General features: G+C 61.7%; 23 protein-coding genes. 13 read left to right on the top strand and 10 right to left on the bottom strand.

Going from position 1 to position 24,574, the window contains the following annotated elements:
• Positions 1-11 precede the first annotated feature (11 nt).
• A complete protein-coding gene (locus BT119_RS04700; RefSeq protein ID WP_003431849.1) occupies positions 12-1,115 on the bottom strand; it encodes a calcium:cation antiporter in 1,104 nt (367 codons plus the stop codon).
• Positions 1,116-1,379: 264 nt separating this feature from the next.
• On the opposite strand from BT119_RS04700, the gene BT119_RS04705 reads away from it, so the two are divergent.
• From BT119_RS04705 to BT119_RS04735, 7 genes are all read left to right on the top strand, one after another.
• Positions 1,380-2,300 carry a Fe(3+) dicitrate ABC transporter substrate-binding protein FecB gene (locus BT119_RS04705; RefSeq protein ID WP_003431850.1) on the top strand — a complete coding sequence of 307 codons (921 nt, stop codon included), beginning with the start codon at positions 1,380-1,382 and terminating at the stop codon, positions 2,298-2,300.
• The gene (fecC, locus tag BT119_RS04710) at positions 2,301-3,290 is read left to right on the top strand and encodes an iron-dicitrate ABC transporter permease FecC (protein ID WP_044309511.1); all 990 of its coding nucleotides are present in this window, start codon (positions 2,301-2,303) and stop codon (positions 3,288-3,290) included.
• A complete protein-coding gene (locus tag BT119_RS04715) occupies positions 3,287-4,255 on the top strand; it encodes an iron chelate uptake ABC transporter family permease subunit (RefSeq protein ID WP_072364964.1) in 969 nt (322 codons plus the stop codon). The genes fecC and BT119_RS04715 overlap by 4 nt, the downstream gene beginning before the upstream one ends.
• A 4-nt stretch (positions 4,256-4,259) precedes the next feature.
• Entirely contained in the window at positions 4,260-5,051 is a 792-nt protein-coding gene (gene fecE, locus BT119_RS04720; protein ID WP_003366479.1) for a Fe(3+) dicitrate ABC transporter ATP-binding protein FecE, read from the top strand.
• A 151-nt stretch (positions 5,052-5,202) separates the two neighbouring features.
• Positions 5,203-6,297 (top strand): BMP family ABC transporter substrate-binding protein, encoded by a 1,095-nt coding sequence (locus BT119_RS04725; protein WP_003366477.1) that lies wholly within the window; start codon positions 5,203-5,205, stop codon positions 6,295-6,297.
• 83 nt (positions 6,298-6,380) lie between these two features.
• The gene (locus BT119_RS04730; RefSeq protein ID WP_072364966.1) at positions 6,381-7,346 is read left to right on the top strand and encodes a 2-oxoglutarate and iron-dependent oxygenase domain-containing protein; all 966 of its coding nucleotides are present in this window, start codon (positions 6,381-6,383) and stop codon (positions 7,344-7,346) included.
• Between the two features lie 78 nt (positions 7,347-7,424).
• Entirely contained in the window at positions 7,425-8,378 is a 954-nt protein-coding gene (locus BT119_RS04735) for an adenosine deaminase (protein WP_003366473.1), read from the top strand.
• 257 nt (positions 8,379-8,635) lie between these two features.
• Here BT119_RS04735 and BT119_RS04740 read toward each other — a convergent pair whose 3' ends face one another.
• Both BT119_RS04740 and BT119_RS04745 read right to left on the bottom strand, forming a co-directional pair.
• A complete protein-coding gene (locus BT119_RS04740) occupies positions 8,636-9,328 on the bottom strand; it encodes an ArsR/SmtB family transcription factor (RefSeq protein ID WP_003350954.1) in 693 nt (230 codons plus the stop codon).
• A gap of 436 nt (positions 9,329-9,764) precedes the next feature.
• On the bottom strand, positions 9,765-10,688 hold the full coding sequence (locus BT119_RS04745) for a LysR family transcriptional regulator (RefSeq protein WP_044309507.1): 924 nt from the start codon (positions 10,686-10,688) through the stop codon (positions 9,765-9,767).
• Positions 10,689-10,803: 115 nt separating this feature from the next.
• On the opposite strand from BT119_RS04745, the gene BT119_RS04750 reads away from it, so the two are divergent.
• Positions 10,804-11,817, top strand: a complete 1,014-nt coding sequence (locus BT119_RS04750) for a zinc-binding alcohol dehydrogenase family protein (protein WP_003431856.1) — start codon at positions 10,804-10,806, stop codon at positions 11,815-11,817.
• 75 nt (positions 11,818-11,892) lie between these two features.
• On the opposite strand, the gene BT119_RS04755 is transcribed toward BT119_RS04750, so the two are convergent.
• Positions 11,893-13,089 (bottom strand): multidrug effflux MFS transporter, encoded by a 1,197-nt coding sequence (locus BT119_RS04755; RefSeq protein ID WP_032609231.1) that lies wholly within the window; start codon positions 13,087-13,089, stop codon positions 11,893-11,895.
• 137 nt (positions 13,090-13,226) lie between these two features.
• A complete protein-coding gene (locus tag BT119_RS04760; protein WP_003366461.1) occupies positions 13,227-13,424 on the bottom strand; it encodes a heavy-metal-associated domain-containing protein in 198 nt (65 codons plus the stop codon).
• A 164-nt stretch (positions 13,425-13,588) separates the two neighbouring features.
• On the opposite strand from BT119_RS04760, the gene BT119_RS04765 reads away from it, so the two are divergent.
• The 3 genes from BT119_RS04765 (at position 13,589) to cueR (ending at position 16,632) form a co-directional block, all read left to right on the top strand.
• Positions 13,589-13,969 (top strand): hypothetical protein, encoded by a 381-nt coding sequence (locus BT119_RS04765; RefSeq protein WP_003366459.1) that lies wholly within the window; start codon positions 13,589-13,591, stop codon positions 13,967-13,969.
• A 69-nt stretch (positions 13,970-14,038) separates the two neighbouring features.
• Positions 14,039-16,237, top strand: coding sequence for a heavy metal translocating P-type ATPase (locus BT119_RS04770; protein WP_072364968.1), 2,199 nt, complete (start codon positions 14,039-14,041; stop codon positions 16,235-16,237).
• A complete protein-coding gene (cueR, locus tag BT119_RS04775) occupies positions 16,234-16,632 on the top strand; it encodes a Cu(I)-responsive transcriptional regulator (protein WP_072364970.1) in 399 nt (132 codons plus the stop codon). The genes BT119_RS04770 and cueR overlap by 4 nt, the downstream gene beginning before the upstream one ends.
• Before the next feature lie 227 nt (positions 16,633-16,859).
• Here the strand turns inward: cueR and BT119_RS04780 are convergent, their stop codons facing one another.
• Together BT119_RS04780 and BT119_RS04785 are read right to left on the bottom strand one after the other, a co-directional pair.
• Positions 16,860-17,756 carry a PA4780 family RIO1-like protein kinase gene (locus BT119_RS04780; RefSeq protein ID WP_003366454.1) on the bottom strand — a complete coding sequence of 299 codons (897 nt, stop codon included), beginning with the start codon at positions 17,754-17,756 and terminating at the stop codon, positions 16,860-16,862.
• A 244-nt stretch (positions 17,757-18,000) separates the two neighbouring features.
• Entirely contained in the window at positions 18,001-18,804 is an 804-nt protein-coding gene (locus BT119_RS04785) for an AraC family transcriptional regulator (protein ID WP_003366452.1), read from the bottom strand.
• 85 nt (positions 18,805-18,889) lie between these two features.
• Between BT119_RS04785 and BT119_RS04790 the strand changes: the two genes are divergently transcribed.
• Complete coding sequence (locus BT119_RS04790; RefSeq protein ID WP_058416257.1) at positions 18,890-19,918, top strand: bile acid:sodium symporter family protein; 1,029 nt, start codon at positions 18,890-18,892, stop codon at positions 19,916-19,918.
• 7 nt (positions 19,919-19,925) lie between these two features.
• Here BT119_RS04790 and BT119_RS04795 read toward each other — a convergent pair whose 3' ends face one another.
• The 3 genes from BT119_RS04795 to BT119_RS04805 form a co-directional block, all read right to left on the bottom strand.
• Positions 19,926-21,323, bottom strand: coding sequence for a DUF726 domain-containing protein (locus BT119_RS04795; protein WP_044310529.1), 1,398 nt, complete (start codon positions 21,321-21,323; stop codon positions 19,926-19,928).
• A 32-nt stretch (positions 21,324-21,355) separates the two neighbouring features.
• Positions 21,356-21,634: a hypothetical protein gene (locus BT119_RS04800; RefSeq protein WP_003366444.1), complete on the bottom strand. Its 279-nt coding sequence runs from the start codon at positions 21,632-21,634 to the stop codon at positions 21,356-21,358.
• 187 nt (positions 21,635-21,821) lie between these two features.
• Positions 21,822-23,099: an acetyl-CoA C-acetyltransferase gene (locus tag BT119_RS04805; RefSeq protein WP_003431862.1), complete on the bottom strand. Its 1,278-nt coding sequence runs from the start codon at positions 23,097-23,099 to the stop codon at positions 21,822-21,824.
• 108 nt (positions 23,100-23,207) lie between these two features.
• On the opposite strand from BT119_RS04805, the gene BT119_RS04810 reads away from it, so the two are divergent.
• The gene (locus BT119_RS04810) at positions 23,208-24,563 is read left to right on the top strand and encodes a 3-oxoacyl-ACP reductase (RefSeq protein WP_003366440.1); all 1,356 of its coding nucleotides are present in this window, start codon (positions 23,208-23,210) and stop codon (positions 24,561-24,563) included.
• Positions 24,564-24,574 lie beyond the last annotated feature (11 nt).

Below are 24,574 nucleotides of genomic sequence, written 5' to 3' on the forward strand. Positions count from 1 at the left end.
GGCAATAGGCCCTAAAGCCCCAGACACGAGAGCATGATGAACGTCGCGAACAGCACGAAGTGGGTCATGCCTTCGATGGCATTGGTTTCGCCATCGTTGAGGTTGATGGCGGACACCAGCAGGGTGATGAAGATCATCACGGTCTGCACCGGAGTCATGGCCATCTGGAAAGGCTGGCCACTGTAAAGCGCCATGGCTTCCATGACCGGAACGGTCAGGATCACGGTCGACAGCGACGCACCCAGGGCGATGTTGACCACCGACTGCATGCGGTTGGCCAGCGCGGCACGCAGGGCCGTGAGGATCTCCGGCGCGGCAGAGATGGCGGCGACCAGGATAGCGGTCATCACCGGCGGCGCACCGGTGCCTTCCAGGCCCAGGTCAACCGTCTTCGACATCACTTCGGCCAGCGCGCCGATCACCACCACGCCGACAACCAGTGTGGCAATTGAGCGGGTCAGATTGACCGGCTCTGCATGCTCTTCAGCCGTATTGGAACCCTGGCTCTGACGCTTCTTCTTTTCCGGATAGCTGTAGCTGAAAAAGTAACTGTGCGGCCCGACCTGCATGCGCAGGAACAGGGTGTAGAGCAGGATCATCGCGCCGATGGTAAACGCCGAATAGATCTTCCAGTCACCCTTGGGAATGAACTCGGGTACGACCATCGACACGCCCATCGCGGTGAGGATCATCACGCTGTAGGTGCGCGCCGAATCATCGTTGTATGACTGCTCGCCGTGCTTGATACCGCCCATCAGCGCCGCAAGACCGAGGATGCCGTTGATGTCGAGCATCACCGCCGAATAAATCGTGTCCCGCACCAGCGTTGGCGACGGCTCGTTGCTCATCATGATCGCCAGGATCACCACTTCGACCGTCACCGCCGACAGTGTGAGGATCATCGTGCCGTAAGGATCGCCGACCTTTTCCGCCAGCATCTCGGCATGGTGGGCAACGCGCATCGAGGCGCAGATGATGAACGCGACCAGCGCCAGCCCGGACACCAGCGCCACGACCTGACCGTTGCCTACCAGCACGTGCTCCAGTGGATAAGCGACGAACATGGCAATGATTGCCAGCAACAGAAACTTTTCTTGCTTGAGCAATGCGCCCATTTTTATTCCCCAAACCTTGCGACATCGCCGCGGATGTACATGAAGGTGGCCAACAGTGAAGCGTGTCAGAGTAGCTTGTGTGACAAAAGGTTTCATAAAATAGCCCGAATGCGAACCGCACCCACGCGTAAATGACTTTTGATCCCGTCGCCACGATGTGAAATAGTGCCCGCCGTTTTCAACAATAGTGCCCGCCGTTTTCTTCGCGGCCTTCAGGGCGCGCCTGTTTTTCCTGATTCCGTTTTGTTAGAAAGGACCTTTGCCATGCGTGCTTTTCGACTTCCGCATCTGCTGGCTTGCGGCCTGCTGACCCTGATGGCGAGTGCAGCCCAGGCCGCGCCTATCGACATCGATGACGGCCAACACAAAGTTCACCTGCCTGACACCCCCAAGCGCGTGGTGGTGCTGGAGTTTTCGTTTCTCGACGGACTGGCTTCGGTCGGTGTGACGCCGGTCGGTGCCGCCGACGATGGCGATGCCAACCGCGTACTGCCCAAGGTGCGCAAGGCCGTCGGCGAATGGCAGTCTGTGGGCCTGCGCTCGCAACCCAATATAGAAGTGATCGCGCGGCTCAAGCCGGACCTGATCATTGCCGACCTCGGTCGCCATCAGGCGCTGTACAACGACCTCGCCAGCCTGGCACCGACGCTGATGCTGCCGTCACGCGGCGAGGATTATCAGGGCAGTCTGAAATCTGCCGAGCTGATCGGCGTGGCGCTCGGCAAAGGCCCAGAGATGCAGGCGCGGATCGCGGAGAACCGCCAGCACCTGAAGACTGTTGCCGAGCAGATTCCGGCCAACACCAACGTGCTGTTCGGCGTCGCCCGCGAAGACAGCTTCTCGGTACATGGCCCGCACTCTTATGCGGGCAGCGTGTTGCAGGCGATCGGTCTGAAGGTCCCGGAAGTACGCAAAGACGCCGCGCCCACCGAATTCGTCAGCCTGGAGCAGTTGCTGGCATTGGACCCGAACTGGTTGCTGGTCGGTCATTATCGTCGCCCGAGCATCGTCGACAGCTGGAGCAAGCAGCCGCTGTGGCAGGTGCTTGGCGCAGTACGTAACAAGCAGGTAGCTGAAGTGGATGGCGACAGCTGGGCGCGCAATCGCGGGATCATGGCGTCCGAGCAGATCGCCGACGATGCGCTTGCCGTACTCAAGGGCGGCAAGGCCGTGCTGAACCCGTAAATGCGCCGCTGGCTGATGGCGGGCGTGATCACCGCGACCTGCCTGGGACTGTTCTGGGTGTCGCTGTTCGCCCTGTCGTCGTTCAGCATTCGCCAGGTGGATGCCTGGAACGGGCTGATCACGCAGGGCCGCGAGGGCGGCAATATCGCTTACATCGTCGCGCAACTGCGCGTGCCACGCGCCCTGTGCGCGGCACTGGTCGGTGCCTGCCTGGGCGTGGCGGGCGCGTTGATGCAGGGCATCACCCGCAACCGTCTGGCCTCCCCGTCATTGTTTGGCGTCACGGCGGGCGCAGCGTTGGGGCTGGCGCTGTTTTCCACAGGTCTGGTCGCTCTGCCCTTCCCCGGTGGCGCTCTTTTAATGACCTGCCTCGGCGGTGCACTGGCATGGATCACCGTGTTCAGTCTTGGCGGTGCATGGTCACCCGCCACGGCTCAGGGCCGACTGGTGCTGGCGGGTGTAGCCGTCGCCGCGCTGTGCGCAGCCTTGACCCGTCTCACCGTAATTCTTGTCGAAGCGCAGGCGCAAAGTGTCCTCAACTGGCTGGCAGGGTCGCTGGCCAATGTCGGCGCGGCGCAATTGCAACTGCTCTGGCCGTGCACGCTGATCGGCGTGGTGCTGGCAATTGCCTGTGCGCCGCGCTTGAACCTGATCAACCTCGGTGAAGACGCTGCGCGTTCGCTGGGCGTGCGCATCGGTGCGTTACGCCTGCTGGTATTCGTGGTCAGCCTGCTGCTGGTTGGCGCCAGTGTCTGTGCAGTCGGGCCGATCGCCTTTGTCGGCCTGATCGCGCCGAACATCGCTCGCCAGTGGCTGGGCAATGACTACCGCTGGCTGATCCCGATCAGCGCCGGCCTGGGCGCGGCCATCGTGCTGGCCTCGGACCTGATCAGCCGCGCCGTGGCCTTCCCGGTGGAAACACCGGCCGGGGTAGTGACGGCATTGATCGGCGCGCCGTTCTTTCTGTTTCTGGCGAGGCGTGCGCTATGAACCACCCCCGCTCGAGGCTGTTGCTGCTGATGACCCTGCTGGCACTCGCCCTGCTATTGAGCCTCAGCGCTGGCACCGTGTGGCTGACACCCGGCGCCGTGCTCGATCACCTGATCGCCCACGACAGCAAGGACTTCGAAGTCTGGAATCACCGCCTGCCACGCGGCCTGATCGCAATCATGACCGGCTGCGCGTTCGGCCTGGCGGGCGCCATCGTGCAAGGCGTGATTCGCAACCCGCTGGCCTCGCCGGAAATCCTCGGCGTCACCCAGGGTGCCGGGCTGGCGCTGACCATTGCGATTATCGGCCTGCCACAGTTACCGGTATCGGCGCTGCCGTTTGTGGCGTGTCTGGGCGGCGCAGCGGGTGCGCTGCTGCTGGCGCTGTACAACACCGGCGTGAAGTTTTCAGGGGTGCGTTTCGCGCTGTCCGGGGTGGCGATTGCGGTGACGCTGTCGAGCATCACCGAGTTCCTGATCCTGTCCAACCCGCTGGATATCAACACCGCCCTGCTGGCGCTGACCGGCAGTTTGTGGAGCCGCAACTGGCACCACGTCTTGCTGGCCACGCCGCTTTTGCTGCTGATCCCGCTCAGCCTGCTGCTGGCCAAACCACTGAACCTGATCGGCCTGGGTGACGAGGCGGCGCAGAGCCTGGGCACCGGCCTCACGCGTACGCGCTGGCTGTCGATGGGCAGTGCCGTGCTGTTGACCAGCCTGGGGGTGGGCATTATAGGCCCGGTGAGCTTCGTCGGCCTGGTCGCACCACACATGGCCCGTCGTCTGGTCGGCGGTCATCATCAGTACCTGCTGCCCGCCTCGATGGTGCTGGGTGCGTTATTACTGGTGCTGGCAGACACGCTGGGACGCACGCTGATCGCGCCCAGCGAAATTCCGGCCGGGATTCTCACGGCGGTGATTGGCGCTCCGTATTTCCTCTGGCTGCTGGCCCGATTCAAAGGTTGATCCCATGACTATTCTGAAGGCGCAGCAACTCGACATCGGCTACGGCGCAACGCGCATCGTGCAAGACCTGTCGTTCAGCCCGCCGCCTGCGCAGGTCACTGCGCTGATCGGCCCCAATGGCTGCGGCAAATCCACCCTGCTCAAGGCCTTCGCCCGAATTCTCACCCCGCAATCGGGCAGTCTCAGTCTGGATGGCACGGCCTACCGCCAGCTGTCGGCCAACGAGCTGGCGCGCAAGGTGGCTTTTCTGCCGCAAGTGCTGCCGATTCCGGAAGGCGTCAGCGTACGCCAGCTGGTGGCGTACGGCCGCAGTCCGCACAACAGTCTGTGGGGTCGCCTGAGTGACGCCGATCAACGCAGTGTCGATCAAGCCTTGCAGCGCATGGAGCTGGACACACTGGCCGAGCGCCCGCTGTCGGATCTGTCCGGCGGGCAACGACAGCGCGCCTGGCTGGCGATGATCCTTGCGCAGGACGCGGCCATCGTCCTGCTCGACGAGCCGACCACCTATCTGGACATCAGCCATCAGGTCGAGCTGCTGGACCTGATGCGTGAGCTGAGCGCCGAAGGCAAGACGGTGATTACCGTGCTGCATGACATCAATCAGGCCTGCCGCTACGCCGACCACCTGGCGGTCATGCAGGGTGGACGTCTGGTGACCTGCGGCGCGCCGGGTGATGTACTGACGGCCGAGCTGGTCTGCCAGGTGTTCGATGTGCAGGTGCAGATCATGCGCGAACCCGTGGCAGGCACGCCGATGTGCATCGTCGAGCGCAGCACGCGCTGCACCAGTTAGCGGCGTAACCTGCAGCGTCTGCACCTTCCCGCTGCATGGTGAAACAGGCAGGCAAGCGGCAAAGCGCGCCAGCATCGTAAGTTGTCCTGTTGGTCAGTTATTTGCATTGTCGGGGTATGCACTCCAACAAGACCGCAAGGAGCTAGACCCGATGCACCTGACCAACCCACGTCGTCCTCTGAAAAAACTGCTGTGTGCCATGGCCGCCGTTGTCGGCATCGGCTCCAGCCTGCTCGCCTCGGCAGCCGATCCGCTGAAAGTCGGATTCGTCTACATCGGCCCCATCGGCGACCACGGCTGGACCTATCAGCATGAACAGGGCCGTCAGGCGATGGTCAAGGCGCTGGGTGACAAGGTGACCAGCAGCTACGTGGAAAACGTGCCGGAGGGCGCGGACGCCGAGCGGGTTATCCGCAACATGGCCAAGGGTGGTTATGACCTGATCTTCAGTACCTCGTTCGGCTACATGAACCCCACGCTGAAAGTCGCCAAGCAGTTCCCCAAGGTGAAGTTCGAGCACGCGACCGGCTACAAGCAGGACAAGAACATGGGCACTTATCTGGCCCGCACCTATGAAGGTCGTTACGTGAGCGGTTACATCGCCGCGAAGATGACCAAGACCAAGAAGATCGGTTACGTCGCTTCGTTCCCGATTCCTGAAGTGCTGCGCGACATCGACGCCATCCAGCTGGCGCTGAACAAATACAACCCGGGCACCGAGATCAAGGTGGTGTGGGTCAACTCCTGGTTCGATCCGGGCAAGGAAGCCGATGCGGCCAATGCGTTGATCGATCAGGGCGTGGACGTGGTGTTCCAGCACACCGACAGCCCTGCGCCGATCCAGACCGCCGAGCGTCGCGGTGTGTATGCCGTCGGTTATGCCTCGGACATGGCTCACTTCGGACCGAAAGCAGTGCTGACCTCTATCGTAAACAACTGGGGCCCGCACTACATTCAGGCCGCCGAAGGCGCCATCGCAGGGACCTGGAAACCACAGGATTACTGGGGCGGCCTGAAGGAAGGAACGGTCGAATTGCCGATCAGCGACGTGGTGCCTGCTGACGTGAAGGCCGAAGCGCAGAAGATCATTGCCAGTATTGAAAGCGGCGAATTCCACCCGTTCACCGGCCCGATCAAGGACCAGAACGGCACCGTGAAAATTGCTGACGGTGTGGTCGCGACCAACGCCGAGCTGGCATCGATGAACTACTACGTCGAAGGCATCAAGGCCGAGCTGCCCAAGTAATCAGTCCGCCACTTGCCTGACCATCGTGCCTGCTGCGCCAGGCACGATCGTCGACACCCGACACTTCCTTTCAGGACCGGTTAATGGACCAGCTTCCCGTCATCGACATCGCCCCGCTCTACGGCACGGACACTCAGGCCTGGCAGGATGTTGCCGGGCAAATCGACAGTGCCTGTCGGGCATGGGGCTTCTTTTACATCAAGGGCCACCCGATCAGCGCGCAACGCATCGAGCAGGTGCAATCGGCGGCAAAGGACTTCTTCGCCCGGCCGGCAGCTGAAAAGCTCCTGATCGATATCACCCAAAGCACCCATCATCGCGGCTACGGCGCCATCGCCACCGAACAACTGGACCCCAGCCTGCCGAGTGACCTCAAGGAAACCTTCGACATGGGCCTGCACCTGGATGCCCGTCATCCCGACGTGCTGGCGGGCAAACCGCTGCGTGGGCCAAACCGGCATCCGGACATTCCCGGCTGGGAAGCGCTGATGGAGCAACACTATCTGGACATGCAGGCGCTGGCGCAAACCCTGCTGCGCGCCATGACCCTAGCACTGGGCATCGAGCGCGATTTCTTCGATCAGCGCTTCAAGGACCCGGTCAGCGTACTGCGCATGATTCATTACCCGCCGCGTGATACAGCGACCTCGGCCGAGCAACAAGGCGCAGGCGCGCATACCGATTATGGCTGCATCACTCTGCTGTATCAGGACACAGCGGGCGGCTTGCAGGTGCGTGATGTGCGCGGCGAATGGATCGACGCGCCACCGCTTGACGGCACCTTCGTGGTCAATCTGGGCGATATGATGGCGCGCTGGAGCAACGATCGTTACCTGTCCACGCCGCATCGGGTCATCAGCCCGCTCGGGGTCGATCGCTACTCCATGCCGTTCTTCGCCGAACCGCACCCCGACACGCGCATCGAATGCCTGCCCGGTTGCCAGAGCGACGATCATCCTGCCCGCTATACGGTGACCACCTGCGCCGAATTTCTGCTGTCGCGCTTCGCGGATACCTACGCTTATCGCCGCGAACAGGAGGCAAGTTGAACGTTCAGTCAGGTTTTACCCTGCGCAGCGACGTGCATCTGTAGAATGTCCGGGATCTGCACCTGATGAGAAAAGAATATGTACGACTGGTTGAACGCCCTGCCCAAGGCAGAACTGCACTTGCACCTCGAAGGCTCGCTGGAACCCGAGTTGCTGTTCGCCCTGGCCGAGCGCAACAGGATTGCCCTGCCGTGGGATGACGTCGAAACCCTGCGCAAGGCGTATGCCTTCAACAACCTGCAGGAATTCCTCGATCTGTATTACCGGGGCGCAGACGTATTGCGCACCGAACAGGACTTCTACGACCTGACGTGGGCCTACCTGCTGCGCTGCAAGGCACAGAACGTTATCCACACCGAACCGTTCTTCGATCCGCAAACCCACACCGACCGTGGTATCCCGTTCGAAGTGGTACTGGCCGGGATTACCGGTGCGCTGAAAGATGGCAAGTCGAAGCTGGGCGTCGACAGCGGCCTGATCCTGAGTTTCCTGCGCCACCTGTCCCAGGAAGAAGCCGAAAAAACCCTCGATCAGGCGCTGCCGTTCCGTGATGCGTTCGTTGCCGTGGGCCTCGACAGCTCGGAGATGGGCCATCCACCGAGCAAGTTCCAGCGTGTGTTCGATCGCGCGCGCAACGAAGGCTTCCTGACTGTGGCTCACGCCGGGGAAGAAGGTCCGCCGGAATACATCTGGGAAGCACTGGACCTGCTGAAGATAGAGCGCATCGACCACGGTGTTCGCGCCATCGAAGACGAGCGGCTGATGCAACGCATCATCGACGAACAGATCCCGCTGACCGTCTGCCCGCTGTCCAACACCAAGCTTTGTGTGTTCGACGACATGGCCCAGCACAACATCCTCGATATGCTCGAGCGTGGCGTGAAGGTCACCGTCAACTCGGACGACCCGGCCTACTTCGGTGGCTACGTGACCGAGAACTTCCACGCGCTGTACACCCACCTGGGCATGACCGAAGATCAGGCCAAACGCCTGGCGCAAAACAGCCTGGATGCACGACTGGTCAAGCCCTAAAGAGGGAATGAGCGAGTTACATCCATCGCTGCTCATGCTCTGCGTCGCAGAGGACGCAGAGCGTCAGGAACTGCATACCAAGGCGGAGCATTGGCACGATAGTGGTGAGGCAGGCGCCTCCATCGTTCCTCACGCTCCGCGTGGGAATGCCTTTCGCGACGCTCGGCGTCGCAAGAGGACGCGGAGCGTCCGGAACTGCGTGCCGACGCGGACCGGTGGTACGTTAGTGGTGGAGCGCGCCACACCTGCCGCTCCCGTCAGGCCGCCGCTGCGATCTTGCTGATTTCCCGCTGCCCACTGGATGAGACCTGCAAGGTGCTGGACTCTTCAGTGGTGCGCAGCCAGCCCATCTGAATGAAAAGCTGCAACAACCCCGCCCCCAGCGCGCCGCCCAGATGCGGATTGCTATCGTTCCATTTCGGACAGACACACACCGTTTCGCGCTTGCGTTGCGCCAGTGCGGGAATGTAGATACCGCGTTCGGCAAATCTGGCCACACCCTTGCTGGTAACTTCGACGCGCTTCTCCTGCTGTTCTATCCAGCCCGCCTCCAGCAGGCGCTGATAAAGCTCGGCAGCCATCTCGCCACCCAGATGATCGGAGCAGACTCTTGCGCGGCGCAGCGGCAAGGGCGGCGCAGGCTGGGCAAAGCGACGATTGATCTGTTCAGCACTGGCCAGCGAAGCACAGGCCAAGGCCTCGACCGCCGCCCCCACTTCCGGCGCAGCTAGGCGAAAGAAGCGCTTGCGGCCGCGGACCTCCTGTTTCAACAGACCACCACTGGTCAGCCGCGCCAGATGGGCGCCGGCAGAAGAAGTCGAGAGTCCCGCCAGGATTGCCAATTCATCGGCAGGGCGAGCAGTACCATCCATCAGTGCCCAGATCATTGCGCTGCGCTTGGGGTCAGCCAGCAAGGTTGCGATCTGGCTGATGCAAGGTCCGTATTCCATGTGTTCACTCCCTGTTGAAACATTCATCTATGGTGATGACTGGGTGAAAGCAATCACGCCTCGATAGAGTTGAACGTGGCTCTTATATGTCATGACAAGTATAAACTCTATGCCCTCCGCCCCCGTTGGATGAAAAACGCCTCTTACACACGGTGGGTACACCACGACGCAAAAAATCGCCCAAGTATGGCGTGCTCCATCAACATCAAGTTATTCCCGCGAATACACCGCAACCCCTCTATTCAAGGGGTTTGCAGCGACACTTCAAAAGAGGATTAAAAAGACAAGCGTAATGGCTATGACAAAAATGCCAAATCCACTCAACAACAGTCAGTTTCAACTTTGTTCCGGCAGCGAAACTTCGCGTTATTGAACGGCCGTCGAAAATTATATTTTCCGACATTTCCGAAGGCCATTTCCTACTGGGGCGCGGCGATTAAAACACGCTGGCGGACGACAGACTTACAGCATGTTGCTTACACCGTGACCTGAGCATTTCCAGTAACAGAATGACAGGCTTGCTGAGTTGCGCCCGATGCGCGCACAACAGGTTCAATGGCGCCCGCTCCCCGATCAGGTCGGGCATCAACACTTTCAGGTGCCCGGCCCGCACATCAGCGGCCACGTCCAGCCAGGATTTGTATGCCACACCTTCGCCCGCAACCGCCCAGCGGCGCACCACGTCGGCATCGTCGCTGAACCGGTTGCCGCTGACCGTCAGACTTATTTCGCGCTTGCCGTCGTTCAGCGTCCAACGGTCATGAACGCGATCACCGAGCATGAACAGCAGGCAGTTATGCTGCGCCAGTTGCTCGACCTGATGCGGCTCGCCATGACGCTGCAGGTAACTCGGCGCCGCACACAGTACCCGGCGGTTGTCAGGCAACACCGGCAGTGCGACCAGGCTGGAGTCTTCCGGCTCGCCGTAGCGCAGCGCCACGTCGACAGGCTGGCGGAACAGATCGGCAATACGATCACCCAGCAGCAGACGCACAGTCAGTTGCGGATGCTGCTGTTGAAATTCGTCGAGCCACGGCAACAGCACGTTGCGCCCCAGGTCCGATGGCGCCGAGAGTTGCAGCACGCCCTCGCAACGGTCCTGGCTGCTGGCCAGCAAACGCCGCCCCTCCTCAAGGCTGCCCAGCGCAGCACGCGCGTATTCCAGAAACCCCTCGCCTTCGGCAGTCAGGCGCAGGCTGCGCGTCGAACGGGCCAGCAAGCGCGCGCCCAACTGCCGTTCGATACGCTTGAGCGCCGCGCTGGCAACCGCCGCAGACAGGTCCATGACCCGCGCTGCGGCAGAAAGGCTGCCCAGATCCGCTGCACGTACGAACAACTGCAAGTCATCAAAACGCAGCATCAAGGCCCCGTATTATCAAAATAAAATTGAAAGAGCCTGCCGTTTTAGCGGGTTTTATCTTTGCTGGAAATAGCCAATGATCTCTTCATCATTTTCTTTCGGAGAGGCCCCTGACATGAAAGCCATTGCGTACTATCAGTCCCTGCCCATCAGCGACGTGAAATCATTGCAGGATATCGAGCTGCCCGAGCCGGTGGCTGGCGATCGCGATCTGCTGGTCGAGGTCAAGGCCATCTCCGTCAACCCGGTGGACACCAAGATCCGCCAGAACGTCCAGCCTGAGGACGGTGCAGGCAAGGTGCTGGGCTGGGACGTGGCCGGAGTGGTCAAAGCCGTCGGCAGCCAGGTCACGCTGTTCAAGCCGGGCGACAAGGTGTTCTATGCAGGCTCTCTGACCCGGCCAGGTGCCAATAGCGAGTTGCACGTGGTGGATGAACGCATCGTTGGCCACATGCCCAAGACCCTGAGCTTCGCCCATGCGGCGGCGCTGCCGTTGACAGCCATCACCGCCTGGGAACTGCTGTTCGAGCGACTGCAGATCCCGCAGCAAAAAGGTGAAGGCGCACACAGCCTGCTGATCGTCGGTGCTGCCGGTGGCGTGGGTTCGATCCTCACCCAACTGGCGCGCAAACTGACCTCGCTGAAAGTCATCGGCACCGCCTCGCGGCCCGAGACCGAAAGCTGGGTCAGCGAACTGGGCGCGCACCATGTGCTGGATCACAGCAAGCCGCTGAGCGAAGAACTCAAGCGCGTCGGCCTGAACCACGTGACTCATGTGGCCAGCCTGACCCAGACCGAACAGCATCTGGATCAGCTCGTCGAGGCACTCAAGCCACAAGGCAAGCTGGCGCTGATCGACGACCCCAAGTCGCTGGATGTGTCGAAACTCAAGCGCAAGAGCCTGTCGCTGCATTGGGAGTTCATGTACACCCGGTCGATGTTTGAAACCGAGGACATGATCGAGCAGCACAACCTGCTCAACCGGGTTGCCGAGCTGATCGACGCCGGTACGTTGAAAACCACCTTTGGCGAGCACTTCGGCACCATCAATGCCGAAAACCTGCGCCGCGCTCATGCCCTGCTGGAAAGCGGCAAGGCCAAGGGCAAGGTCGTGCTGGAAGGTTTCTGAGCCACAGAGGCCTGGGCCGTGTGAAGTCGATGGTATCAGTCACGCCCGGCGCGACTGACACCACCGCTTTGGCGATCAGGCGGTCTGGAGCGATGCGTCGCGCCGTGCCTGCGCACGGCGCGTCAGCACCGAGATGCCCACAGTCAGCACGCCACACAGGCTGATGACCAGCGCCATTGGCGTGGCCGTGCCATCATGCAGCAAGCCCACCAGACTGGCGGCGACGGCGGCAACGCTGAATTGCAGGCATCCCAGCAACGCCGACGCACTGCCCGCGCGCGCCCACTGGCCATTCATGGCGCAAGCCGATGCATTGGGGATGATGCACCCAAGACTCGCCACACAAATGAACAGCGGCACCAGCAGCGGCCAAAGCGCTTCGGTGCGCAGCAAGCTGATCGCCAGCAACACCAGCCCCGCAGCCAGATAGATCCAAACCGTGCGCGACAGCAAAAACGCCGGACCGGTCTTGCGCAGAATACGCGCATTGATCTGCGCCACCAGAATGAAGCCCGCCGCATTCATCCCGAACAGCCAGCCGTAATGCTCGGCAGGCACGCCATACAGCTTGATGAACACAAACGGCGAGCCCGCGACGTAGGCGAACATCCCGGCCATGGCGATGCCACCGGTCAGCGCATGACCAATGAACACGCCGTCCTTGAACAGATTGAGGTACTGGCCCAGCGCGCCGCTCAACGGCTGGCGCGGCGTGGTGGCCGGCATGCTTTCCGGCAACCCCAGTGCGACGGCCGCCAGACAGGCACCGCTGAACAGGGCCAGGCTGACGAAGATCGATTGCCAGCCAAAGGTGCTGACCAGCACGCCGCCCAGCATGGGAGCCAGAATCGGTGCCAGGCCCATGACCAGCATCAGTTGCGAGAAAACCTTGGCCGACTCGACAGCGTTGCACTTGTCGCTGACGATGGCGCGCGACAAGACCATTCCGGCACAGCCACCCAGCGCCTGCACGAAGCGTGCAGCGATCAGCCATTCAAGACTCGGGGCAAAGGCGCAGGCGACCGAGGCCAGCATGAACAGGGTCACGCCGACCAGCAGCGGAATGCGCCGACCGAACCGGTCAGCCACCGGACCATAGGCCAGTTGCCCCAGGGAAAGCCCCAGAAAGTAGGCCGCCAGGGTCAGCTGTACGTGTTTTTCATCGGTCCCGAAATACGAGGCCATGGCCGGAAAGCCAGGAAGATAGAAGTCGATGGCCAGAGGGCCGAAGGCGCTCAATGAGCCAAGGATAAGGATCGTTCGTAGATTCATCGGGTGTCCATTAACGGATGCAGAGCAACGGGCTAGTTTACCCGGCTTACCTTGCAGAGAACGACGGACGGGGGAATTAATTCAAAATTTTTCAATGTTTACAGACCGGGAGACCGCCTTGATCTCCCGGGTCTGGATCATGCCGGCTGCGCCTGATAACCCTCTTCGCTGATCAGGCTGACAATCCTCTCGGGCGACAAACTGCTTTGCACCTTGACCTGTTTACTGGCCAGTTCGACCTGAACATCGGCGCTCGGATCGTCATGCTTGATGGCCTCGGTCACCGCGCGAACACAGTGCCCGCAGGTCATGCCTTGAACGTTGAATAACTGCATGGTGTCACTCCTTCGGTGATGAACAGTGAGCATCTTCAACCTTGTCATCATGGCAAGGTCAAGTTTCTGTCATTGCTGCCGGGCTGGCATTCGGCGTAATCGTGAGCCAAGCTGAGTGATCGACACCTATACCGTCAGCCACATTTACATCAGGAGTATCAGCGATGCGCTGGTCAGCAGTCAGCCTCTTCAGCATTCTCGGTTTCCTGGCTATCACCCCTGCCACTCAGGCGGCTCAGGACTACGGCATCCTGATCATTTCCCGCGAGCGCCTGGAAGTCGCGACTTCCTGCGAGATCGGCATCTACGTTCAGGACCGCCTGGCCGGCAGGCTGTTTCAGGAAGACTCGGTGTCCTTCAACCTGCCGGCAGGTGAAGTCTCGGTGCGGCTGAGCACCCTGCGCGGCAATGTCGTGGGCTGTGAACCCGGCATGGAAGCGCCGCGCAGCACCAAGATTCAGCTGCGCTCCGGGGATATCCTCAAGTACCGCATTGCTACCGACCTCAACGGGCTGTACCTCAAGAAAGCCGACCTCAACTATTGATTCGCGCTTGACCTTGCCCATATGGCAAGGTTGATCCTTGCAGGCAGCCAGCCTCAGGGAGTGATTCACATGCAAGACACCACCACCTTCGACCTGCCGATCAGCGGCATGACCTGCGCCAGTTGCGCAGGTCGGGTCGAGCGTGCCCTGGCCAAAGTGCCGGGGGTCAACAGCGTAACGGTCAACCTGGCCAATGAACGCGCCCATGTAGACACCGCAGCGCACACCGATCCGCAAACCCTGATCGACGCCGTCAGCCGCGCCGGTTATGGCGCCACCCTGAGCCAGGATCGTCACGCCGAAGCCGATCAAAAAGCCCGTCACTTGCATAACGAGCGCTGGGCCTTGCTGCTGGCCATCGCGCTGGCGCTGCCGCTGATCCTGCCGATGCTGCTGACCCCGCTGGGCGTGCACTGGATGCTGCCCGCGTGGATGCAGTTTGCGCTGGCGACGCCGGTGCAGTTCATCCTTGGCGCACGCTTTTACGTGGCCGCCTGGAAAGCCGTGCGCGCAGGTGCCGGCAATATGGACCTGCTGGTCGCCATCGGTACCAGCGCCGGCTACGGCCTGAGCGTCTATCAATGGCTGCACGCTGCGCTTGGCACAACGCCGCATTTGTATTTCGAAGCATCGGCGGTGGTGATCGCGCTGGTGCTGCTGGGCAAATACCTGGAAAGCCGCGCCAAGCGTCAGACCGCCAGTGCTATCCGTGCCCTTGAAGCACTGCGCCCGGAGCGCGCCCTGCGGGTGGTCGACGGCCTCGAACAGGACGTCGCTATCAGCGCGCTGCAGCTTGATGATCGGGTGCTGGTCAAACCCGGCGAACGCTTTCCGGTGGACGGCGAAGTGGTCGAGGGCCGCAGCCATGCCGACGAAGCGCTGATCACCGGTGAAAGCCTGCCGGTGGTCAAGCAACCGGGCGACAAGGTCACCGGCGGGGCTATCAATGGCGAAGGCCAATTGCTGATCAGGACCACAGCGCTGGGCGCAGAAACGGTGCTGGCGCGCATCATTCGTCTGGTCGAGGACGCCCAGGCAGGCAAGGCTCCGATCCAGAAACTGGTGGATAAAGTCAGCCAGGTGTTCGTGCCGACCGTACTGGTGATTGCCTTGCTCACGCTGGTCGGCTGGCTGCTGGTCGGTGCCTCGCTTGAAGTCGCGCTGATCAATGCCGTCGCTGTACTGGTGATCGCCTGCCCTTGCTCGCTGGGCCTTGCGACGCCGACAGCGATCATGGCCGGGACCGGCGTGGCTGCGCGCTATGGCATTCTGATCAAGGACGCCGAAGCGCTGGAACGGGCTCACGAGGTCGATGCCGTGGTGTTCGACAAAACCGGCACGCTGACCTCGGGCACGCCGCGTATCACCAACATGAGCGCGGTGCTGGGCAATGAAGAACACCTTCTGCAACTGGCGGGCGCGCTGCAACGCGGCAGTGAACACCCCTTGGCCAAAGCAGTGCTGGATGTGTGTCATGAATGGCAACTCAAGCCTGATGCCGCGCAAAACAGCCGCGTCCTGAGTGGTCGGGGCATCGCTGGCAGCGTTCAGGGCCGTGAACTGGCGCTGGGCAATCGACGTTTGCTGGAGGAAAGCGGCCTGCCAATGGGCGATCTGGCCGAGTCCGCGCGCATCTGGGAAGCCGAGGGGCGTACGCTGTCCTGGCTCATCGAGCAGGCTCCGGAGCCAAAGGTGATCGGCATGTTTGCCTTTGGTGACACGCTCAAGCCCGGAACCGATCAGGCGATCAAAGCACTGAATGCGCGGGGCATCACCAGCCATCTGCTGACTGGCGATAACCGTGGCAGTGCCCAAGTGGTTGCCAGGACATTGGGGATACACGACGTGCATGCCGAAGTGCTGCCTGCCGACAAGGCGGCCACCGTCACTCAACTGAAAAGCCATCATGTGGTCGCGATGGTCGGTGACGGCATCAACGATGCTCCGGCGCTGGCGGCGGCGGATGTCGGTATCGCGATGGGCGGCGGGACCGATGTCGCCATGCATGCAGCGGGCATCACCCTGATGCGCGGCGATCCGCGACTGGTTCCGGCAGCCCTCGACATTAGCCGAAGGACCTACGCAAAAATCCGCCAGAACCTGTTCTGGGCGTTCGTCTACAACCTGATCGGCATTCCGCTCGCGGCGCTGGGCTATCTCAATCCGGTACTGGCGGGCGCGGCCATGGCGCTGTCGAGCGTCAGCGTGGTGAGCAATGCGCTGCTGCTGAAAACCTGGAAACCCCGCGACCTGGAGGACGCACCATGAATATCGGTCAAGCGGCGAAAAACAGTGGCTTGAGCGCGAAAATGATCCGCTATTACGAATCCATCGGCCTGTTGCAGGCGGCGCATCGCAGCGACAGCGGCTATCGCGTGTACAGCGCGGACGATCTGCACACGCTGGCGTTCATCAAGCGCTCAAGAGACCTGGGGTTTTCGCTGGATGAAGTCGGCAAACTGCTGACCCTCTGGCAGGACCGCCAGCGGGCCAGCGCCGACGTCAAGGCGCTGGCCCGGCAACACATTGTCGAGCTGAACAAGAAGATCGAAGAACTGGCGAGCCTGCGCGATACGCTTCGGGAACTGGTGGAACATTGCCAAGGCGACGACCGCCCTGACTGCCCGATCCTCAAGGACCTGGCGTCGGGCGGGTGCTGCTAGCCACTTCCACAAGGGTCTCACCGCATCCACTCGATGGAGCGCCTGCACGCGCTCCGTGGGAGCGAGCTTGCTCGCGAAAGGGCCCGTACAGGCTCCGAAAACAGCGCGCCTGATCAATCGCCTTCGCGAGCGAGCTCGCTCCCACAATGGTCTTACTTACTGCATCACTCGACGGAGCGCCTGCCACACGCACTCCCTGCGGGAGCGCGCCTGCTCGCGAAAGGGCTTTACTGCATCCACGGCGGTGGTGGCTCTTCGGTGGATTTGCTTGGTGGCGCATCGTCTGCCGCGCGAGCTGCCTGGCGGCGGGCTTCGTCGAGGCGGGCGGCTTCGATTTCGCGCAGTACGCCGCCCACATCGGCTTCGTCCTCCGGCTCATCGAATTCACCGGTCAACACCGTGGCGGGCGACAAGGTGCCTGCCTCGTAGTACGACCACATTTCCTTGGCGTACTTGGTCTTTCTGAGCTCCGGCGCGAAGCGGCCGAAGTACAGCGCCATGTTGCCGACGTCGCGCTCCAGCATGCTGAACGCATGGTTGTTGCCCGCGGCATCGACCGCTTGCGGCAAGTCGATGATGACCGGGCCGGACGGCGCCAGCAGCACGTTGAACTCGGACAGGTCACCGTGCACCAGACCGGCACACAGCATCAGCACGATCTGCTCGATCAGGAATGCGTGATACTCGCGCGCCTGATCCGGCTCCAGCACGACGTCGTTCAGACGCGGCGCTGCATCGCCGTACTCGTCGGCCACCAGTTCCATGAGCAGCACGCCTTCCAGGAAGTCGTACGGCTTGGGCACCCGGACACCTGCGCTGGCCAGACGAAACAGCGCAGCCACTTCGGCATTCTGCCAGGCGTCTTCGGTTTCCTTGCGCCCGAACTTCGAGCCCTTGGCCATGGCGCGGGCCTGTCGGCTGTTGCGTACCTTGCGGCCTTCCTGATACTCGGCCGCCTGACGGAAACTGCGTTTGTTAGCCTCCTTGTAAACCTTGGCACACCGCAGCTCATTGCCGCAACGCACCACATAAACAGCTGCCTCTTTACCACTCATGAGCGGGCGCAGCACCTCGTCGACCAGACCGTCTTCGATCAGGGGTTCAATGCGTTTAGGAGTTTTCATCAGCTTTTATTGTGGGTCCTTTGTTGCCAGATACGCGATTGTTGCCGTTATACGGCAATCCTCCGCCAGCGAGTAGGGGTAACCCCCTGTGGATTGAAAGGTTTTTTAAGAAAAAACCACGCAATCCCCCGGTTTAAAGCACCTTTCGTGCCGTACAGCAGGTCGAAGATATTCCGGGACAAAACATGTAAAAGCAGAAAAAACCGCATTAGATGCACTCGTTAGTGCACAAGGCATCCCGGCCTTACTTGAACAAGTCGCCAGGGGTGTGACCGAACAACCCCTTGAACGCAGCGATGAATGCTGACGTCGAGTCATAACCGCAGGCCAGCGCGGTATGCGTCACACTGGCGCCCTCTTCCAGTGCAGAAAGCGAAGACAGTAACCGTGCCCGCTGCCGCCAGCCGCGAAAGCTCAATCCGGTTTCCCGCTGGAACAGGCGCATCAGGGTTTTCTCTGAGGTCCCTAGACGGGCGGCCCAGTCGTGCAGGGTAATCAACCGACCCGGCTCCTCGATCAACTCGTTGCACAGCCCCAGCAAACGCGGATGACGCGGCAACGGCAGTGAAAAGCCGACTTCGGGCAACTGCGCCAGTTGATCCAGCAGGACCTGCACCAGCCGCGCCTCATGGCTGTCCTGCTCGGGATAATCCACGGGCAGCAGGCAGAAGCTCTTGATCAGCTCACGGGCCAGTGGCGTGACTTCCAGCACCCTGCAGCGCTGCGGTGCCCACCCCGAATCTGCCGTGCGAATGTACAGGCTGCGCATTTCGGCGCGCATGGAGGTCACCACCTCATGCTCAAGCCCGGCAGGCACCCAGACGCCCCACTGCGGCGGCGCAAAGAAACTGCCCTCGGCGGTATGCACCCCCAGAACCCCACTGATGGCGTAGGAAAACTGCACCCAGTCGTGGCGATGGGGCGGCGTCCACGAACCGGCAGTGAGGCTTTCAGCACGGGCATACAGCGGGCGCGGCAGGCCGGCCAATGCCGGTATCTGCCGCTCGCCCGTAGGCTGCCGCTGATTGATCTGTCCGTTACTCGGCATCTTATGGCCTTATGTCGCAAGACGGCTATGGCGCAACAGAGTAGCCTGCACGCATCTCTGTGTACAAACGTTCTACGGACCCCGCATGCAATCACTCAAACACTTCAAACGCGTCGCTACCGACTGGTTCCTCTGGGGCATGGTTCTGGCGACGGTGCTCGCCTACTTCTTCCCACGTTTCGGCGCTACCGGCGGCAGCATGCACGCTGAATACGTCATCAAGGTCGGCGTGTTCGTGGTGTTCTTTCTGCATGGGGTAAACCTGTCCAGCGAGCAGATCAAGAAAGGCCTGACCAACTGGCGCCTGCACGTGATGATCCAGGTCTTCACCTTCGTGGTGTTCCCGCTGATCTGGTTGGCGTGCCAAAAACTGCTGGGCTCGTATGTGCCGGCGCTGCTGATGCTGGGTTTTCTCTACCTGTGCGCCCTGCCCTCGACCATTTCGTCTTCGGTGGCACTGACCGGCAGCGCAGGCGGCAATGTCCCGGCAGCGATTCTCAACGCCAGCATGTCCAGCGTCATCGGGATTTTCATCACCCCGTGGCTGGTCAGCCTGGTGGTCGGCACCGGCGCTGGCGGGATCGATCTGGGCGATACGCTGCTCGACCTGTGCGCCATGCTCCTGCTGCCACTGGTGCTTGGCCAGCTAATGCGGCCGTTGCTGGGCAAATTTTTCGCCCGTCACAAGAAGTACACCAACCTGATCGACAAGCTGGTGATTCTGCTGCTGGTGTACGCGGCGTTCTGCAACTCGATGATCTCCGGCATGTGGCAAAGCCAGGGCAACAGCGTGATCCTGACGGCGTTCGTCGGCACCGCGCTGCTGCTGGCGGTGATCCTGTTGATGACCACCCGCACGGCGCGGCTACTCAAGTTCGATCATGCCGACAAGGTCGCGGCGGTGTTCTGCGCCACCAAGAAATCCCTCGCCGCGGGTGCGCCGATGGCTGCACTGATTTTCGGCAGCAGCCCGGGGCTTGGCCTGATTCTGTTGCCGATCATGATCTACCACCCGATGCAGTTGATCGTGTGCTCGATCATCGCCGAGAGCTACGCCAGTCGCCATCGCCAAGAGCTTTCGGCCGCCGCGCTGGAAGAGGCTCGCGCCGCGTGAATGCGGCTTACATCAGCGCGTCATCATCCAGTGTGACGCGCGCATAGAAGACGATCGCCACGGTAGGGATCAGTGCGGAATAACCCGGCCGCAGCGCAGTGCCGAAGTGCGTCAGCAGGCGTTGCACCGGGGCCTGGCGAATTGCACCCAGCAAGCCCTTGACCGCGCCGGGCGCCTCGTCGGGCTGCGCGGTCTTGAAAAACGCTGCCACGGTCAGGCGCTCGGCCAGTGCATCGACATGCGCGGCATAGATATCCCAGCTCATCGCGCGGACACTGGCGCGCGGCATCTGCACCAGCGGGTGCGCGCTGTTGAACGCATGGCGAAAGAACGTCCTGAGCAGCAGCTCTTCCACTTCAACCACCGTCGCACATTGGTGCAGCGCGTCGCCCAGACCGTATTGCCGCGCCAGCATGCCCAACACTCGCGTATAGGGCACGCCGCGACGCCGGGCGGCATTGATCAGAAAATGCCCGGCGACCAGCTGGAATTCACGCACGAATGCGTACGTACGGTCCGCTTCAGTGGCCTTGAGGCGCGTCCAGCGACTGCTGCGCAAGTGCTTGATGGCCGCCTCCAGCACGTAGTCCGGCGAACGGGCCAGAACGCTGTGCAACCAGACGTCCTGCAAAACCGGGTCGCGGGTCATTGTCGGTAGCACCGCAACGCCGGTTTCCAGCCCTTCACAGCCACTGAAGCGGGTCGCAATCAGCACTTCCTGCAAGCGCTGCCAGTAATGGTGATGGCGATAACCCTGCATGCGCACGTTCTCGAAGTGCTCGACCGGCGTGCGTCCCAGGCTCTTCTCGCCCAGGTTCAGCAAGAGCACATGATCTTCCGTGGAATACGCATTGATCAGCCGTCCGCTGATTCTCTGCTTGAGCAGCTCGGCCTCGGCGGCATCGATACGCACGGCAGCGGCCATCAGCAATACATCGCCCACCACCAGCCCGTGCTCGGGTGTCTGCTGAAGGTCCTTGAGCGCGCTGACCAGCAGCCGGCCGCCCAGTGAATGACCGATCAGATTGACCCGCCTGACGTCGGGATGATGCTCGAACAGGTAGCGATCCAGCTGTGCAAACAGCACCTTGCCCATGTCGCGGGCACGGTTGCGGATGCGCGCGAAGTGAACGACCCGGTCCCCCGCCAACGCCGCCGCGCCCGCGAGCGGGTGCACACGGGCAGCAGCCATGAGCAGACCACGGGAACGGTTGTCCATCTGGGTGAAATGGCTGGATGGCCAGAACGCCAGAATGTTCACACTCTGGCGCAATGCACCGGGGATGCTGTTGGCCAACAGGCGTCGGTCATCCAGATCATGCCCTGACGAATAGCCGTGAATGAAGACGTTGGCGACCTCGCCCGATGTCTTGGGCAGGGTCAGAAATTTGAAGTGATTTTCCACGTTGTCCTGTCACACATGGGCGGTTTACACGCTCAATTTCTGGCGATGAAGCGCTTGGCGATCAGTACGATCAGTCGCAGGCAGAACATGATACCGGTCACCGCGATGACCCATTTGGCCACCAGCAGGAAGTAAGCCTCCGTTTCATCGGAGACCAGCCCCACCAGCAAGCCCATCCCGCCGATCAGCAAACCGATCAGCATCAGCCCGATATAGGGCCTCAGCCAGCGAGTCCGCGCGCCTTTGTCGAACAGATAGAGCACGGTGCCGATCAGAATCAGAAGTACCGATACCCCAATGATGAACCCCATGCCTTACCTCAACGTTACAGGCCAACAATGCTGATTGATCATCCCGCGCACGGATGCGACGCGGAGCGTCACGGCATGCATTCCCACGCTGGAGCGTGAGGAACGATAGGTGCCCGGAAGAACACTTATCGTGCCAGTGCTCTGCGTAGTTCAGTTGTGGATTATGCCCATGACCCCAGCCATTTGCCTAACGCTCCAGAATTGCCGTCACGCCCTGGCCGCCTGCGGCACAGATCGAGATCAGTCCACGCCCGCTGCCTGCCGCATCCAGCAGCTTGGCCAGGTTGGCGACGATGCGGCCTCCGGTTGCGGCGAACGGGTGGCCGGCAGCCAGTGAGCTGCCCTTGACGTTCAGTTTGCTGCGATCAATAGACCCCAACGGCGCATCCAGCCCCAGACGGGTCTTGCAGTAATCGGCGTCTTCCCAGGCCTTGAGGGTGCACAGCACCTGCGCGGCGAAGGCTTCATGAATTTCGTAGTAATCGAATTCCTGAAGGGTCAGGCCATTGCGGGCCAGCAGACGCGGAACGGCGTAGACCGGTGCCATCAGCAGCCCTTCTGCTCCGTTGACGAAGTCCACCGCCGCAGCTTCGCCATCGCGCCAATAGGCCAGCACCGGCAGGTCCCGCTCGCGAGCCCATTCCTCGCTGGCCAGCAACACCACCGATGCGCCATCGGTCAGCGGTGTCGAATTGCCCGCCGACAAGGTGCCCTTGGCGCTGCGCTCGAACGCGGGCTTGAGGCTGGCCAGTTTTTCAAGCGTCAGGTCCGGACGCAGGTTGTTGTCACGGATCAGCCCCAGATACGGCGTCATCAGATCATCCTGCCAGCCCTCGGCGTAGGCTGCCGCCATTTTCAGATGGCTCTCGAGCGCCAGTTGATCCTGCGGCCCGCGCTCTATGCCCCAGGTCTGCGCCATCAGCTCGCAATGTTGACCCATCGACAAGCGTGTACGTGGCTCGCCGTTACGCGGCAGCTCCGGTTTGAGGTGGTGTGGACGCAGCTGCATCAGGGCCTTGAGCTTGTCACCGGGCGTCTTGCTGCGGTTTACCTGCAGCAGGATTTTGCGCAGCCCCTCGTTGACGCCGATCGGTGCATCGGATGTGGTGTCCACGCCGCCGGCAATGCCGCACTCGATCTGCCCCAGAGCGATCTTGTTGGCCACCAGCAACGCCGCTTCCAGCCCCGTACCGCACGCTTGCTGAATGTCGTAGGCCGGGGTCTGTGCCGAGAGCCGCGAGCCGAGCACGCATTCGCGGGTCAGGTTGAAGTCTCTGGAGTGCTTGAGCACCGCACCCGTCACCACCTCGCCCATGCGCAGCCCGTGCAGATTGAAGCGCTCGATCAGCCCTTCCAGAGCAGCCGTGAGCATGTCCTGATTGCTGGCCGTGGCGTAAGGGCCATTGGAGCGCGCGAACGGAATGCGGTTACCGCCGACGATGGCGACCCGACGAGGATGCGTCATGGAAAACTCCCTTTCTTCAAGCGAATGAATGAGCAGTGCCGATCGCAAGAACAAACGTCATGCCACCGTGGTCCATTCCTTTGAACCCCGACTTCAGGAGAGTGTTCCATGCCGTCAGATCGCTACATTGATTTCGCCAACTCCGACATGGGTCGGCGCCTGGTGAAGGCCGCCGGTCTGCCCGCCCCCACTCACCTGGAGCGCTGGCAGGCCGGACGTCTGCGGCCCGTCGAAGGGACGCTGCTGATCAGCGCCGGGCCGCTGGGGGATCAGGTCCGCCAGTTCGCCAGCCGCCTGACCGACTCGCTGTACAGTTTCGGCAGTGAGATGCCCGGTGCCACGACGTGGGTGTCCAACCAGGGGCCGCGCCTGAAAGCAGTCGTGTTCGACGCCAGCCAGATCCTGCGCACCGAGCAGCTCAGGCAGTTGCGGGACTTCTTTCAGCCGCTGCTGCGCAATCTCGATCACTGCGCACATGTGGTCATTCTCGGTAAATCCCCCGAGACACTCGCTGATCCGCTGGCCGCCAGCACTCAACAGGCCATCGAAGGTTTCAGCCGCTCACTGGCCAAGGAAGTGCGCAACGGCGCCACGGTCAAACTGCTGCAAGTGGATGACGACGCGCAGGATCAACTGGAGGGCGCCCTGCGCTTTTTCCTCACGCCCAAGGCTGCGTTCATCTCCGGCCAGTTTGTCCACCTAAGTGCCTGCCCGAGCAAGGTACAGGACTGGACCCGCCCGCTGGCCGGACGCAAGGCAGTGGTAACGGGTGCTGCACGCGGCATTGGCGCGTCTATAGCCGAAACCCTGACACGTGATGGTGCGCAGGTCATTCTGCTGGATGTACCGCAGACCAAAAACGAGCTGGAGGCACTGGCCTCGCGGCTTGGCGGTCAGGCTCTGGCGCTGGATATCTGCTCGGCGGATGCTCCGGCACAGTTGCTCGAACACCTGCCCGATGGCGTCGACATACTGGTGCACAACGCCGGCATCACGCGCGACAAGACGCTGGTCAACATGCCGGAAGATTTCTGGGACTCGGTACTGGCGGTCAACCTCAATGCGCCGCAAGTGCTGACTCAAGTGCTGCTCGACGCGGGAGCCTTGAAGGACAACGCCCGCATCGTGCTCATGGCCTCGATCAGCGGTATCGCCGGTAATCGCGGGCAAACCAACTACACCACCAGCAAGGCCGGTCTGATCGGTTTTGCACGGGCCATGGCACCCGGACTCAAGTCACGCGGCATCAGCATCAACGCCGTCGCGCCGGGCTTCATCGAAACGAAAATGACCGCGCACATGCCGTTCACCCTGCGTGAAGCCGGGCGGCGCATGAGTTCGCTGGGTCAGGGCGGCTCGCCACAGGACGTTGCCGAAGCAGTGGCGTGGTTCAGCCAGCCGGGCAGCGGCGCGGTGAGCGGTCAGGTTCTACGTGTATGTGGTCAAAACGTGATCGGGGCTTAAGCACCCGCATC

The sequence above is a fragment of the Pseudomonas sp. NFACC10-1 genome (assembly GCF_900119195.1).
GTDB lineage: Bacteria > Pseudomonadota > Gammaproteobacteria > Pseudomonadales > Pseudomonadaceae > Aquipseudomonas > Aquipseudomonas cerasi.